At 70.2% G+C, this 11,600-nt stretch carries 25 protein-coding genes; 17 read left to right on the top strand and 8 right to left on the bottom strand.

What is annotated here, in order from left to right; genetic code table 11:
* Positions 1-219: 219 nt before the first annotated feature.
* The 5 genes from ACFQ2V_RS14355 to tig form a co-directional block, all read right to left on the bottom strand.
* Positions 220-474 (bottom strand): acyl-CoA-binding protein, encoded by a 255-nt coding sequence (locus ACFQ2V_RS14355; RefSeq protein ID WP_386053528.1) that lies wholly within the window; start codon positions 472-474, stop codon positions 220-222.
* 140 nt (positions 475-614) lie between these two features.
* Positions 615-1,268, bottom strand: a complete 654-nt coding sequence (locus tag ACFQ2V_RS14350; RefSeq protein ID WP_386053527.1) for an ATP-dependent Clp protease proteolytic subunit — start codon at positions 1,266-1,268, stop codon at positions 615-617.
* A gap of 33 nt (positions 1,269-1,301) precedes the next feature.
* Entirely contained in the window at positions 1,302-1,949 is a 648-nt protein-coding gene (locus ACFQ2V_RS14345) for an ATP-dependent Clp protease proteolytic subunit (protein WP_386053526.1), read from the bottom strand.
* A gap of 201 nt (positions 1,950-2,150) precedes the next feature.
* Positions 2,151-2,567, bottom strand: a complete 417-nt coding sequence (locus tag ACFQ2V_RS14340) for a hypothetical protein (protein WP_386053525.1) — start codon at positions 2,565-2,567, stop codon at positions 2,151-2,153.
* Positions 2,568-2,730: 163 nt separating this feature from the next.
* A complete protein-coding gene (gene tig / locus ACFQ2V_RS14335) occupies positions 2,731-4,080 on the bottom strand; it encodes a trigger factor (protein ID WP_386053524.1) in 1,350 nt (449 codons plus the stop codon).
* 140 nt (positions 4,081-4,220) lie between these two features.
* Between tig and ACFQ2V_RS14330 the strand changes: the two genes are divergently transcribed.
* On the top strand, positions 4,221-4,736 hold the full coding sequence (locus tag ACFQ2V_RS14330) for a hypothetical protein (protein WP_386053523.1): 516 nt from the start codon (positions 4,221-4,223) through the stop codon (positions 4,734-4,736).
* A gap of 14 nt (positions 4,737-4,750) precedes the next feature.
* On the opposite strand, the gene ACFQ2V_RS14325 is transcribed toward ACFQ2V_RS14330, so the two are convergent.
* The gene (locus ACFQ2V_RS14325) at positions 4,751-5,047 is read right to left on the bottom strand and encodes a DUF2087 domain-containing protein (protein WP_386053522.1); all 297 of its coding nucleotides are present in this window, start codon (positions 5,045-5,047) and stop codon (positions 4,751-4,753) included.
* 205 nt (positions 5,048-5,252) lie between these two features.
* On the opposite strand from ACFQ2V_RS14325, the gene ACFQ2V_RS14320 reads away from it, so the two are divergent.
* Positions 5,253-6,515 carry a tyrosine-type recombinase/integrase gene (locus tag ACFQ2V_RS14320; RefSeq protein ID WP_386053521.1) on the top strand — a complete coding sequence of 421 codons (1,263 nt, stop codon included), beginning with the start codon at positions 5,253-5,255 and terminating at the stop codon, positions 6,513-6,515.
* Here ACFQ2V_RS14320 and ACFQ2V_RS14315 read toward each other — a convergent pair.
* Together ACFQ2V_RS14315 and ACFQ2V_RS14310 are read right to left on the bottom strand one after the other, a co-directional pair.
* Positions 6,466-7,179, bottom strand: a complete 714-nt coding sequence (locus tag ACFQ2V_RS14315) for an ImmA/IrrE family metallo-endopeptidase (RefSeq protein WP_386053520.1) — start codon at positions 7,177-7,179, stop codon at positions 6,466-6,468. The two genes, ACFQ2V_RS14320 and ACFQ2V_RS14315, sit on opposite strands and share 50 nt — an antisense overlap.
* A 2-nt stretch (positions 7,180-7,181) precedes the next feature.
* Positions 7,182-7,529 (bottom strand): helix-turn-helix domain-containing protein, encoded by a 348-nt coding sequence (locus tag ACFQ2V_RS14310; RefSeq protein WP_386053519.1) that lies wholly within the window; start codon positions 7,527-7,529, stop codon positions 7,182-7,184.
* Positions 7,530-7,609: 80 nt separating this feature from the next.
* On the opposite strand from ACFQ2V_RS14310, the gene ACFQ2V_RS14305 reads away from it, so the two are divergent.
* From ACFQ2V_RS14305 to ACFQ2V_RS14235, 15 genes are all read left to right on the top strand, one after another.
* The gene (locus ACFQ2V_RS14305) at positions 7,610-7,843 is read left to right on the top strand and encodes a helix-turn-helix domain-containing protein (RefSeq protein ID WP_386053518.1); all 234 of its coding nucleotides are present in this window, start codon (positions 7,610-7,612) and stop codon (positions 7,841-7,843) included.
* Positions 7,840-8,055 carry a hypothetical protein gene (locus ACFQ2V_RS14300; protein WP_386053517.1) on the top strand — a complete coding sequence of 72 codons (216 nt, stop codon included), beginning with the start codon at positions 7,840-7,842 and terminating at the stop codon, positions 8,053-8,055. The genes ACFQ2V_RS14305 and ACFQ2V_RS14300 overlap by 4 nt, the downstream gene beginning before the upstream one ends.
* A 189-nt stretch (positions 8,056-8,244) precedes the next feature.
* Positions 8,245-8,463 carry a hypothetical protein gene (locus ACFQ2V_RS14295; protein WP_386053516.1) on the top strand — a complete coding sequence of 73 codons (219 nt, stop codon included), beginning with the start codon at positions 8,245-8,247 and terminating at the stop codon, positions 8,461-8,463.
* Positions 8,460-8,762: a hypothetical protein gene (locus tag ACFQ2V_RS14290; RefSeq protein ID WP_386053515.1), complete on the top strand. Its 303-nt coding sequence runs from the start codon at positions 8,460-8,462 to the stop codon at positions 8,760-8,762. Before ACFQ2V_RS14295 ends, ACFQ2V_RS14290 begins: the two co-directional genes overlap by 4 nt.
* The gene (locus ACFQ2V_RS14285; RefSeq protein ID WP_386053514.1) at positions 8,759-9,190 is read left to right on the top strand and encodes a hypothetical protein; all 432 of its coding nucleotides are present in this window, start codon (positions 8,759-8,761) and stop codon (positions 9,188-9,190) included. Before ACFQ2V_RS14290 ends, ACFQ2V_RS14285 begins: the two co-directional genes overlap by 4 nt.
* Complete coding sequence (locus ACFQ2V_RS14280; RefSeq protein WP_386053513.1) at positions 9,184-9,321, top strand: hypothetical protein; 138 nt, start codon at positions 9,184-9,186, stop codon at positions 9,319-9,321. Before ACFQ2V_RS14285 ends, ACFQ2V_RS14280 begins: the two co-directional genes overlap by 7 nt.
* Positions 9,318-9,446 carry a hypothetical protein gene (locus tag ACFQ2V_RS14275; RefSeq protein ID WP_386053512.1) on the top strand — a complete coding sequence of 43 codons (129 nt, stop codon included), beginning with the start codon at positions 9,318-9,320 and terminating at the stop codon, positions 9,444-9,446. Before ACFQ2V_RS14280 ends, ACFQ2V_RS14275 begins: the two co-directional genes overlap by 4 nt.
* Entirely contained in the window at positions 9,443-9,577 is a 135-nt protein-coding gene (locus tag ACFQ2V_RS14270) for a hypothetical protein (RefSeq protein ID WP_386053511.1), read from the top strand. Before ACFQ2V_RS14275 ends, ACFQ2V_RS14270 begins: the two co-directional genes overlap by 4 nt.
* A complete protein-coding gene (locus ACFQ2V_RS14265) occupies positions 9,574-10,068 on the top strand; it encodes a DUF1643 domain-containing protein (protein WP_386053510.1) in 495 nt (164 codons plus the stop codon). The genes ACFQ2V_RS14270 and ACFQ2V_RS14265 overlap by 4 nt, the downstream gene beginning before the upstream one ends.
* Positions 10,065-10,307: a hypothetical protein gene (locus tag ACFQ2V_RS14260; protein WP_386053509.1), complete on the top strand. Its 243-nt coding sequence runs from the start codon at positions 10,065-10,067 to the stop codon at positions 10,305-10,307. The genes ACFQ2V_RS14265 and ACFQ2V_RS14260 overlap by 4 nt, the downstream gene beginning before the upstream one ends.
* Positions 10,304-10,456 carry a hypothetical protein gene (locus tag ACFQ2V_RS14255; protein ID WP_386053508.1) on the top strand — a complete coding sequence of 51 codons (153 nt, stop codon included), beginning with the start codon at positions 10,304-10,306 and terminating at the stop codon, positions 10,454-10,456. Before ACFQ2V_RS14260 ends, ACFQ2V_RS14255 begins: the two co-directional genes overlap by 4 nt.
* Positions 10,453-10,752: a hypothetical protein gene (locus ACFQ2V_RS14250; RefSeq protein ID WP_386053507.1), complete on the top strand. Its 300-nt coding sequence runs from the start codon at positions 10,453-10,455 to the stop codon at positions 10,750-10,752. Before ACFQ2V_RS14255 ends, ACFQ2V_RS14250 begins: the two co-directional genes overlap by 4 nt.
* Positions 10,749-11,045 carry a hypothetical protein gene (locus tag ACFQ2V_RS14245; RefSeq protein WP_386053506.1) on the top strand — a complete coding sequence of 99 codons (297 nt, stop codon included), beginning with the start codon at positions 10,749-10,751 and terminating at the stop codon, positions 11,043-11,045. The genes ACFQ2V_RS14250 and ACFQ2V_RS14245 overlap by 4 nt, the downstream gene beginning before the upstream one ends.
* Positions 11,042-11,218: a hypothetical protein gene (locus ACFQ2V_RS14240; RefSeq protein ID WP_386053505.1), complete on the top strand. Its 177-nt coding sequence runs from the start codon at positions 11,042-11,044 to the stop codon at positions 11,216-11,218. The genes ACFQ2V_RS14245 and ACFQ2V_RS14240 overlap by 4 nt, the downstream gene beginning before the upstream one ends.
* Positions 11,215-11,526, top strand: coding sequence for a hypothetical protein (locus ACFQ2V_RS14235; RefSeq protein ID WP_386053504.1), 312 nt, complete (start codon positions 11,215-11,217; stop codon positions 11,524-11,526). The genes ACFQ2V_RS14240 and ACFQ2V_RS14235 overlap by 4 nt, the downstream gene beginning before the upstream one ends.
* Positions 11,527-11,600 lie beyond the last annotated feature (74 nt).

Genomic DNA, 11,600 nt, shown 5'->3' with positions numbered 1-11,600 from the left:
CGTTTGTCCGCTGATGGCGGACAAACGACGCCGGTGTCACTTGAACGGCGTTCCAGCCGAATCCGGCTGCCCCGACGCCCGATCCGCTCGTGTGGCGAAGTGTGCGGCGGCCGCACCGCCATCAGTGGCCGTTGCCCACAGGAGTGCGCGCCGGCATCAGTGGTGCGGGGCGCACGCCACACGCGGGAAGGAACCCTGCACCCCTGGCGGAGGCGGCGCTCAGCCTGCGGTGAGGTCCCGCACGATCGTGACGTACTGCTGCTCGGCGGCCTCGGGCGCGGTGCCGGACAGCGTGGCCCAGGCGTCGTACTTCGCGCGCCCGACCGGGTTGGTGAACCCCGGCCGCGAGCCGCTGACGTCACCCTCGGTCGCCTGCTTGAGCAGGCCGTAGAGCTTCAGCTTCACGTCGTTTCCCGGGTCGGCGGTCAGTCCCTTGACCGTCTCGACCGCCTGCTCGAACTCCGCACTCGCCATGCCACGACCTCCATGCTCGACGTCACGTGGTTCCCATCCAAGCAGGTGTGCCGCCGGGAACCGAAAGAGCAGCCCGTCCCGCCCTGCACCCGCGCCCGGGAGCGCGGAAGGGGAACGAACTGCTCTTTCGACTCTGAGGGTCAGACCTCGAGGGAGGCCTTGCGCGAGGCGAGCACCTCGTCGATGAGGCCGTACTCCTTGGCGTCCTCGGCGGAGAGGATCTTGTCGCGCTCGATGTCGTTGCGGACCTGGTCCGACGTGCGACCGGTGTGGCTCGCGAGGGTGTCCTCGAGCCAGGTACGCATGCGCAGCACCTCGTTGGCCTGGATCTCGATGTCGGAGGCCTGGCCGTAGTCGCCGCCCGAGAGCGCCGGCTGGTGGATGAGGATGCGGGAGTTCGGCAGGGCGAAGCGCTTGCCCGGAGCACCCGCGCCGAGGAGCACTGCCGCGGCCGACGCGGCCTGGCCGATGACGAACGTCTGGATGTCGGGCCGGACGAACTGCATCGTGTCGTAGATCGCCGTCATGGCGGTGAACGAGCCACCCGGGCTGTTGATGTACATGAGAATGTCACGGTCGGGGTCGAGCGACTCCAGCACGAGCAGCTGGGCGATGATGTCGTCGGCCGACGCGTCGTCGACCTGCACCCCGAGGAAGATGATGCGGTCCTCGAAGAGCTTGTTGTAGGGGTCGGACCGCTTCATGCCGTAGGAGGTGCGCTCCTCGAACTGCGGCAGGATGTAGCGGCTCGACGGGGCGGCGACCGCGAGGCGGTTGGTGGGTTCGATGTTCATGCGTGTGGTCTCCAAGTCCTGTTCAGGCCGCGGTCAGTTCTCGCCCTTGGCGTCGGCCTGGCCGACGCCCTTGCCCTCGACGGCCTGGTCGGACCGGCTGAAGACGTGGTCGACGAAGCCGTAGTCCTTGGCCTCCTCCGCGCTGAACCAGCGGTCGCGGTCGGAGTCCTTCTCGATCTGGTCGACGCTCTGGCCGGTGTGCTCGGCGATGAGTTGGGCCATCTGCTTCTTCACGTAGAGCATCTGCTCGGCCTGGATCTTGATGTCGGTCGCGGTGCCGCCGATACCGCCGGAGGGCTGGTGCATCATGACGCGCGCGTGCGGCGTCGCGTAGCGCTTGCCCTTCGTGCCGGCCGAGAGCAGGAACTGGCCCATGGAGGCGGCCATGCCCATGGCGACGGTGGCGACGTCGTTGGGGATCCAGTTCATCGTGTCGAAGATGGCCATGCCGGCCGAGATCGACCCACCGGGGCTGTTGATGTAGAGCCAGATGTCCTTCTCGGGGTCCTCGGCCGAGAGCAGCAGCAGCTGCGCGGCAATGGCGTTCGCGTTGTCGTCGCGCACGTCGGACCCGAGGAAGATGATGCGTTCCTTCAGCAGGCGGTTGTAGATGTGGTCGTCCAGACCACCCGGCATGCCGTTGCCGTTGGCGGAGGTCTCCGAAGTCACCCAAGTCTCCATCGTCGAAGTGGTCCAGCCTCTCGCCACGGGGTGCGGCGCCGGCTGGCTCGTCACTGACCCTAACGCCCGAGCCCCGGGCCAGATTTCCCGAACCGCACTCTGTTCGCCGTGAGCGCACAACCTTGAGCCGGTGGCGCGCAACCAGACGCGCGGGACCCCGCCGACGTATGCCGTCGTGCGGGGTCTCGAGGGGTGTGTGACCTACTCGTTGAGGCCGTTGTCCTGCCCGGAGTCGGCGGCGTTGGTGTAGGAGGACAGGTCGTCGCCGCCGACGGCGTCGGCGCTCGCGCCCGACGGGTCGCGCACCGCGTCACCGGCGTCGTCGAGCGACTGCTCCCGGGACGTCTCGTCCGGTGTGCTGCCGTCGAGGTTGCCGCGCTCTGCGTCCGAGCTGTCGACGCCGGGGCCCTCGCTGGTCTCGTCGTCGGCGCCGCCCAGAGTGTCGGCGAGGTCGGTGCCGCCGAGGTCGGTGTCACCCCCCGGGTCTCCCGACGGGTCGACCTGGTCGTCACTGCCGCCGATCTCGCCGGGGGTCTGCGCGGCCCCGCCCGGCTGGTCGGCGAGCGACTCCGCGGGGCTCTCGGGGCTCGAGTCGGTCAAGTCGTCGTACGCGGTCATCTCGGCTCCTTCGTCCAGGGTCTGGTGGCCCCGGATCGCCGGCGACCAGCCTCCACGTACCCACGGACGCGGGATCCGCAACGACCTCGGGAGCACCCGAGGACGACGCTGGGCCGGCTCCCGTGCGGAAGTCGGCCCAGCGGCATACGTGGTCAGGGGACGCTCAGGCGTCGGCCTTCTCGGTCGACTCGGCGGTCGCCTCGGTGCTGTCGTCCTCGTCGATCTCCTCGACCTCGAAGTCCTCGGTGCCCGGGACGGACTCGTTGAGGTCGATGACGTTGCCGGCGGTGTCCTTGACGGAGACCTTCTCGAGGACCGTGGCGAGCGCCTTGCGGCGGGCGACCTCGGCGACCATCGCGGGGATCTGGCCGTCCTGGTCGAGCGACTGCGCGAACTGGTTCGGGTCCATGCCGTACTGCTGCGAGCTCATGACGAGGAACTCGATGAGCTCCTGCTGCTCGACCTTGACCTCTTCCTTCTCGGCGATGGCGTCGAGGACGAGCTGGGTCTTGAGGCCCTTGCGGGTGCTCTCGTCGACCTCGGCACGGTGCTCGTCGTCCTCGAGACGACCCTCGCCCTCGAGGTGGCTGTGCACCTCCGCCTCGACGACGCCCTCGGGGATCGGGACCTCGATCTTCTCGAGGATGGCCTCGAGAAGCTTGTCGCGGGCGGCAACGCCCTGGGCGAACTTCGCGTCGACCTCGGCCTTGGCCGTGAGGTCGGCCTTGAGCTCGTCGAGCGTGTCGAACTCGGAAGCCAGCTGGGCGAACTCGTCGTCGAGCTCGGGGAGCTCGCGCTCCTTGACCGCGGTGACGGTCACGGTGCAGTCGGCGTCCTGGCCCTCCTGGTCGCCGCCGGCGAGCGGGGCGGTGAAGTTCTTGGTCTCGTCGGCCGTCATGCCGATGAGTGCCTCGTCGAGGCCCTCGAGCATGTTCTTGCTGCCGACCTCGTACGAGACGCCGGTGACGGAGTCGATCTGCTCGCCGTCGATCTCGGCGGACAGGTCGATGGAGACGAAGTCGCCGTCCTGGACGGCGCGGTCGACGCCCTTGAGCGTGCCGAAGCGGGCGCGCAGGTCGGTGAGGCGCTGCTCGACCGCCTCGTCCTCGACCTTGGCCTCGTCGACGGTCAGCTCGATGCCGGAGAAGTCGGGCAGCTCGATCTCGGGACGCTTGTCGACCTCGGCCGTGAACGTGAAGTCCTCGCCGTCGGACGCGGGGACCTTGAGGTCGGTGATCTCGGGCTGGCCGAGCGGACGCACGGCGTTCTCCTCGAGCGCCTGGCCGTAGAACGTCGGGAGGGCGTTGTTGACGGCCTCCTCGAGGACGGCCGCGCGGCCGACGCGCTGCTCGATGATGCGGGCCGGGACCTTGCCCTTGCGGAAGCCGGGCACCTGGATGTGCTCACCGATGTGCTTGATGGCCGCGTCGAGGCTCGGCTTGAGCTCCTCGAACGGGACCTCGATGGTCATCTTGACCCGGGTCGGGCTGAGGGTCTCGAGCGCACTCTTCACTGCTGGGTACTCCATTGGGGTGGTGCCGACGTGGTCGTCGACGGTGAACGGACGGGCCAGCGCACCATGCTATAGGGCACACGGCCGATGGCTAAATGCGCGGATCGTCCGCGGCCCGGCGACGCCTATGCTCCTGAGCCATGAGCACCCCGCCCAGCCCCTTCGCCTCCTCCGCGAACGCATCACTGCGGCCGATCCAGATGGTCTCTGTGGCCGTCGGCATGGGTGCCCTGATGATCAGCGCGGTGCGCGTCCTCGTCGACCCGTCGGCTCCCCTGCCCTCGCCGTGGGCCGTTGCCATCACGCTCCTCGCGCTCGTCGGCTCGGCCGCGCTCATCCGCTACGCGGGGTATGCCGTCCCAGCCCTCCCGCTCGGGCTGCCGCGTGAGAACGCCGAGTCGACGAGCCTGCGCTACTTCACGTCGACGACGACGCTGCGCACGGCGCTCGCCGAGGCGCCGGTGCTCGTGGCCTTCGCCTGCTCGTTCGCGTTCACGCCGCACTCGTGGCTGCCGCTGCTCATCGCCCTGCCCGGTGGGCTCGCGCTCTTCTGGGTGCACGGCTGGCCGTCCGCACGCACCGCGGCGGCGGTCGAGGCCGGCCTCGAGGCGGACGGCGCCGAGAGCCACCTCAGCGAGGCGCTCGGCTTCCGCTGAGCCCGTCGGGCCGCTCAGTCGACGGTGCCGCCGGAGCGCCAGTAGAGCCCGTCAGCGCGGTCGAGGAAGCCTTCCTCGACGAGGTAGCGGCGCAGCGCTGCGACATCAGGGTGGAAGGCTCGCAGCCGGTTGTTGACCTGCGTCTCGTCGTACTTCTCCCCCGGCTCGAACTCCTGCGAGAGCAGGTCGAGCACGACGAGCCGCTTGCGGATCTTCGTCGGGATGCTCGTGAGCGAACCGTCGGGAGCGAGGAACGACCGGAGCACCGCGTCGCGGTCGCGGAGGGCGTCCTGGAGGTCGGGGCGGAACATGCTCACCACGGTAGGAAGCGAAGGCGCGACGGGCCAAGGGGGTTTCGGAGCGGGCGACGAGAATCGAACTCGCGTAATCAGTTTGGAAGATTGAACAGTGCTACCGTGAGAAGCGGCTGCCACGCATGATCTGAGCACGAAATGGGGCCACTGCTAGGGCACAGCCGGGGTAGAGCAAGGGCACAAAGAAGGGCACACTGGGGGCGTGGCAGCAGCGAGACGACCGGCCAAGCGCCGGCAGTACGGCACCGGCTCCGTCAGCCAGCGCAAGGACGGGCTCTGGATCGGACGCATCGAAGCCGGTTCCACACCCTCCGGAGGCCGCCGGCGAATCACCGTCAGCGGCCGCACCGAGGCCGAGTGCAAGGCGCGGCTCCTCGAACGCCGGCGCCAGATCGACTCCGACGGCGTCCCGGCGGCCGGCACGTCGAGGACCACCGTCAAGGCTTGGGCGCAGGAGTGGCTGCCGATCTACCGCAACGAGGTCAAGCCCCGCGTCTACGCGACGAACGCCTCCCTCGTGACGAAGTGGATCGTCCCCGCCATCGGGCACGCCCGTCTCGCCGACCTCAGTCCCCGAGACGTCCGAGCCGTGCACAAGGCGGTCACCGGTGCCGGCCGCTCCTCCACGACCGCCCACCACGCGTCCGTGCTCCTGCACCGGATGCTCAAGGCCGCGGTCCTCGACGGCCACCGCGTCCCCGCCAACGTCTTCGAGGTCAAGCACCCGCCGCTTTCCGCCAACGACCGCGACGCGATCCCCACGGACGACGCCCGGCGCCTCCTGGCCGTCGCGCGCAGCCGCCCCGACTACGCCCGTTGGCTCGCGCCGCTGCTCAACGGCATGCGCCGCGGCGAGATCCTCGGCCTCACCTGGGACTGCGTCGACTTCGAGAAGCGCACCCTCGACGTGTCCTGGCAGCTGCAGCTGCTCCCGTACGCGGACAAGCGCGACCGGTCGAAGGGGTTCGAGATCCCGCCGAAGTACGAGGCGCGGCAGCTCGTCGGAGCGGCGCATCTGCTGCGGCCGAAGAGCAAGAAGTCCCGGCGTGTGATCCCGCTCGTCCCGTGGCTGCACGGAGAGCTCTTGGCGGCACGCGAGGAGTGGACGCCGAACCCGTGGGGCCTGGTGTGGGCCAGCATCAACGCCAAGGGAGAGCCGATCCCCCACCGCTTCACCGACAACACGGCGATGTGGCGCGCCATCCAGCAGGAGGCCGGCGTCGCCCACCCGTCCGGGCGGCCCTACCACCTCCACGAGGCGCGTCACACGACTGCGACGCTGCTGCTCGAGGAGGGCGTCGACCAGGCGGTGCGCATGGCGATCATGGGGCACTCGTCGATCGAGGCGACCCGCGGCTACCAGCACCTGTCGCAGGACCTGTCGCGGGCCGCGGTGGCCGCGGTGGCTGCCCGGCTCACGCCGTCCGGCGACGCACCCGAGATCGCGTCTCCATCCGAGCCTTGAGGATCGCGCACGCCTGCGGGTGAGCGGCCCAGGCGCTCGGAGACCTGAGAGCGGCGACCACGCGCTGGTAGTGCCGGGCCTCGTTGACGCCGAACCGGTCCATGATGGCCTGCGCCTTCCTGCCGTCGCCCGCCCGCGGGTCGTTCAACCACTCGGCCTCGAACGCGATCGCGTCGACCATGGCGTCCGTCACCGCGGCCACGAGCTGCCGCGACTGCTCGACGACGTCGTCGACCGGCTTCTCGTCGGGAGGCTGGCCCTCGCACAGCGGCGGCCACCCCCCGAAGGCGCCTCCCTCGATCTCACGCATCCGTTCGACGAACCGGTTCGGAACACCGAGCTCGGCCGCGACGGCCCCGATGCCGGCCTCGGAGAACGTGGCCTCGGCCTGTCGGTACGCCGCTTCCTCGACAAGGAGCATCGCGGCGTGGGCGTCGGCCTCGCGCTCCTGCCGGGCGGCGCGGCGTGCGTCGTGGTTACAGGCGGTGTGACCGTGCCACGCGTGCCCGAGCTCGTGCGCCAGCGTGATGCGCTGGGTCGCGGCCAGGCGTCGCGTGTTGATGCGGATGACGCCGTCTTCGTACTCGCCGTTGCGCTCCCCGAGGTCGTCCTTCAGCTCGACGACGAGGCCGCGCCGCTGGGCGGTCTCAAGGAGCTCATCCACGTCTAGGGGCTCTCTTCCTGGGCGCTCAACTCGGTGTCGAGATCGGTCTCGTCGGCCACTGCCCGCAGGTTAAGTGCCGGGTCCGACAAGACCTCGTAGACGAACCCGGTCTCACCGGCGCGACGTGCGGTCTCGCTGAGCGGCAGCCCGACGGCCTCGCACAGCGCGAGCAGCTCGTTCAGCGTTGCCGGACGCTTGCCCGCGAGTATGCGGGACACCTGCGACTGGGACACGCCAACAGCCTCCGCCAGCTGTGCCTGCCCGATGCCGCGGGCCCGCCGCTCCTCCTCGATGACATGCATGATCGCCGTCTCGCGATCGCCCGGCAGACTCTTCGACCCTCTAGCCATACGCACCAGTGTGCAGTACTGCAAGAAAAATACGCGACTGGGCTTGACGTATGCAGTACTGCACGTCCATGCTGTATTGCATGCCCACCCCGACAGCTCCCAACCTTCTCGCCGAAGTGCGAGCAGAGATGGGCCGCAAGGGATTCACGGCTGGGAGGCTAGCGGCCGCCTCGGACATCAACCCGGCCACGCTGTCTCGTCGACTCGCCGAGCGATCCCCCCTTACCGTCCCTGAGCTGCTCCGCATCTGCGACGCGCTGGGCGTCTCGCTCGAGACGCTCGCGGCCCGGGCCGAGGCGGTGAGCGCAGCGTGACCACTCAGCCGGTCCTGATGAAGCTCGCCGACGCGGCCGCCTACACCAGCCAGTCGCCGGACACCCTCAAGAAAGCCTCCCGGATCACGGACCCTCGGGCCTTCCCGCCGCCCTTGCGCGCGAAGCGCCAGGGCACCGCACCCAATGCAGCCCTGATGTTCCTGCGCGCGGACCTCGACGACTGGGTGGAGCGATTCCCGGACGCGTCCTAGATCGCCGGGCCTGCCGAGCTTCGACCCCTCGGCAGGCCTGAGCAAGACCGGATTCCCTCTCCGGTCGGCGCCGGGAGCCTCCTCCCCCTGTCGGGCTCCCGGCGCCATCCCCCACTCGGCACGACACAGCACGAGGCCCGGCTCCCCCTCCACGAGAAACCGGGCCTCATGACTCAAGGAGCAGTATCCATGCCCAAGCACCCGACCCGCCGGACCCTGTCCGGCAAGCGCGTCCCAGTCGTCTTCATGGAGCGCCGCGCGCCTGGCCTGCTCGGCCTCCTCGGCCGCACCGTCACCGTCAGCGACCAGGTGTTCTACAACGGCGTGCCCGCCAACGTGAAGGCCCGCCGGCGCGCCGCATCCAAGGTCGCGAGGCAGTCGCGCAAGGCGAACCGGGGCCGGCGATGAGGCCCGGGCAGCGCGTCGTCGTCGACACGATGCAGGGCCTCGTCATGAGCACCGTCGTCGACATCGCCACCGAGGAGCGCACCCGCGTCCTGCTCGACGGTCGCACGTCGCCCCTCGTCGTCGACAACATCCTCCTCGACGAGATCCCCGACGCCGTCGAGGCGCTCATCACGCACCTCATGCGCGTGCTCGCCGAGGCCACCGAGGACGAGCGCCCCGCCGTCACGACCCAGCTGCGCCGCCTCACCGGGCACGCCGACCTGATCGGGTTCGCCCGGTCGCTCCGGAGCGCGTCATGAGCGACCTCCTCATCCCGTTTCCCGGCAGCCGCACGTCGAGCTGCGCGCACTGCAACCGCCTTGCCGACCACGGCGGTCGGCACGCGCTCATGGCACCCGTGGACGACTGGCGCGCCCCTTGGATCGTCGCTTATGTGTGGGGCGAGGACGTGCATGCCGAGGCCCGCCGGCGCGGCCGCGAGAAGATCACCGCCCTCGCGAACGTCCGCCTCCTGACCGTCGTCGAGCTCATCGCCGACGGCGCCAACCCCGACGAGGCCTGGGCGCGCGCCGAGGGCGACCCCGTCGTCGTCGGCCTCGACGGCCACGTGCAGACGCTGCGCCAGTGGGTCCTCGGCGACGAGGCCGCGCCGAGGCGCTCGGGCCGGGAGCTCGGCGACGACATGCTCCCCGCCGACGAGGCCGTCGCGAGTGAACCGCCGTGCTGACGCGACTCACCGCGCGCCGCCTCGCCGTCTACGGCGGCCTCACCACCGCCGGCCTGTATGGCGGCATCACGGTCGCGATCGCGCTCGACCTCCTCCGCATGCGACGCAACGCGAGGAGGTGCACACGGTGATCGAGCGACCGATCGGCCTCGACCACGGCGAGCACTGCGACTCCGGCGACTGGGAGCACATGTGCGACGAGTGCCGCGCTGCGGCGTCTCGCGACTGGGCTACCGACCAGGAGTCGGACCGATGAGCCGCACCGACCACCACAACAACCGCAAGCCCGAGTGGGACCGGCTCGACCGCGTCGTCCGGCGCCTCCGTCGGCGGATCTCGGCGCGGCGGCGCGACCGCCGGCAGTCCAGGGCGGAGGTCGAACGATGAGCAACGGATTCACCGACTACGCCGAGATCTCGGAGGACGGCCACTACCGCTACATGCTCGGCCGCCGGTGGGACAACGGCCCGCTCGTCCGGTTCGTCATGCTGAACCCCTCCACGGCTGACGCGACGACCGACGACCCCACCATCCGCAGGTGCATCGGCTTCGCCAAGGCATGGGGCTTCGCCGGCCTGCACGTCGTGAACCTGTACGCCTACCGGGCGACGAACCCCCGCGAGTTGTGGGCGGTCGACGACCCCGTCGGCCCTGAGAACGACGCCTGGCTCGCCGACGAGGCCGCGTGGGCAAAGAGCCACGACCTGCCCCTCATCGCGGCGTGGGGCGTGCACGCCGAGCCGCGCCACGTCGCGTACGTCCGCACCTTTCCCGGCTTCGACCGCCTCCAGGCGCTCGGCACCACGAAGGACGGGCACCCCCGTCACCCCCTCTACCTGCGACGCGACGCGCAGCTCGAGCCGTGGCGGCCGTCATGAGCAGCGGCGTCTTCGACGAGCGGCGCTGCCGGGTGTGCGGCTGCACCGACGACCAGGCCTGCCCCGGCGCCGGCACGATGCCCTGCCACTGGATCGCCTGGGACCTCTGCTCCGCGTGCCAGCCGGCAGTGATCGGCCCCAAGGGCGTTCGCTTCCCCCTCACCGTCCAGCGCTACCCCGCCGACGTCGGCGGGCTCCTGGGCCTCGCCGTCGCCCGCGCGTTCCGGGAGTCCGCATGAGCGACGAGCTGCGCCTGCCGCCCCGCGACCGCGACGAGCAGCCCGACGACGTCTGGGCCCCGTATGCCGTCGCCGGCCTCCACCGAGGCCCCGACCACACCCAGCACCACGACCACCACGACCACCACGACCGGGAGGAACCCTCGTGAGCCTCACGTCAGACCCCAAGGACCCGAACCTCACCCACGGCGTCAACGACGAACCCGTCGAGCAGGCCAAGACGTATCTGGTCGACGACGGCACCGGGGAGTTCGTCCGTCCCGTCCGCCACACCTACGTCCACGACAAGGGCTGTGGCGCCGTGACGACGATGGGGCTGCGACTCGCCGAGACGTACGCGCGTGACCCGAAGTTTTACGGCGCCACCTACTGCGTCGGATGCCGGATGCACCGCCCGGTCTCCGAGTTCGTCTGGGACGGCACCGACGAGCGAGTCGGCTCATGACGACGATCGACGACTCCAATCGCCGCTACCTGGCGGCCATGCACGCCATGCAGTCCGGCGTCGCGATGGAAATGCAGGACCCCACGATCAAGGCCACCGACCCGAAGCACCTGCGTGTAGGCGTCAACTCCGCCCAGGTCGGCCAGGCAGCCCTGGCGCAGCTGCTCATTGCACGAGGCATCTTCACGCTCGACGAGTACCTCGAGGCGCTCGCGGTCGAGGCCGAAGCCGAGGCCGAGCGTTACCGGGCCCGTCTCAGCGCCAAGCTCGGGATCGAGGTGCACCTCGCATGATTCTCGCCGGAGTGCTCTTCATCCTCGCCGTGCTTGCGTGGGGTTTCCCCGTCGCGGTCGGCGGGCTCCTGGTCGCCGTGTTCGCGTTCCGCGCCGGCCAGTACCACCGCGGCCTCGGCCACGCCCGCGGCATCTACCGCTCGCACGTCTCCGCCATCCGGGGCCGACGATGACCGCCCAGCCGACCGCCCCGCCGCGCAGCGACGTCGAGGTCCTCGAGGCCCTCGACTTCCAGCCCGCACCTCCGTGTGAGTGGCTCCTGACTGGCCAGCCGTGCGGGGCTCCGGCCGACCTCCTCGTCGTCAACCGCTCGCGGTGCGGCTGCCCCAACCCGCCCATCCCGACCTGCGCCCCGTGCTGGGCCCGGCTCGGGCAGCTCGCGCCGGCGTGCTGGCACTGCGGCCGCTGCAACGTCCACATCGGGCGCAGCCGCGACGAGACGCTCGTGATCGTCTGCCACCTGAGAGGCGGCAGACCGTGAGCTGGCGCATGTTCCTGACCTGCCTCGCCGGGTTCGCCGTCGTCGCGGCCGTCATCGCGTCGCTGCTGATGCTG

This window comes from Terrabacter terrigena (genome assembly GCF_042676085.1).
Taxonomy (GTDB): Bacteria; Actinomycetota; Actinomycetes; order Actinomycetales; family Dermatophilaceae; genus Terrabacter; species Terrabacter terrigena.
Note: the sequence above shows the minus strand (reverse complement) of the source record. Positions and strands in the feature narration are given on the sequence as shown.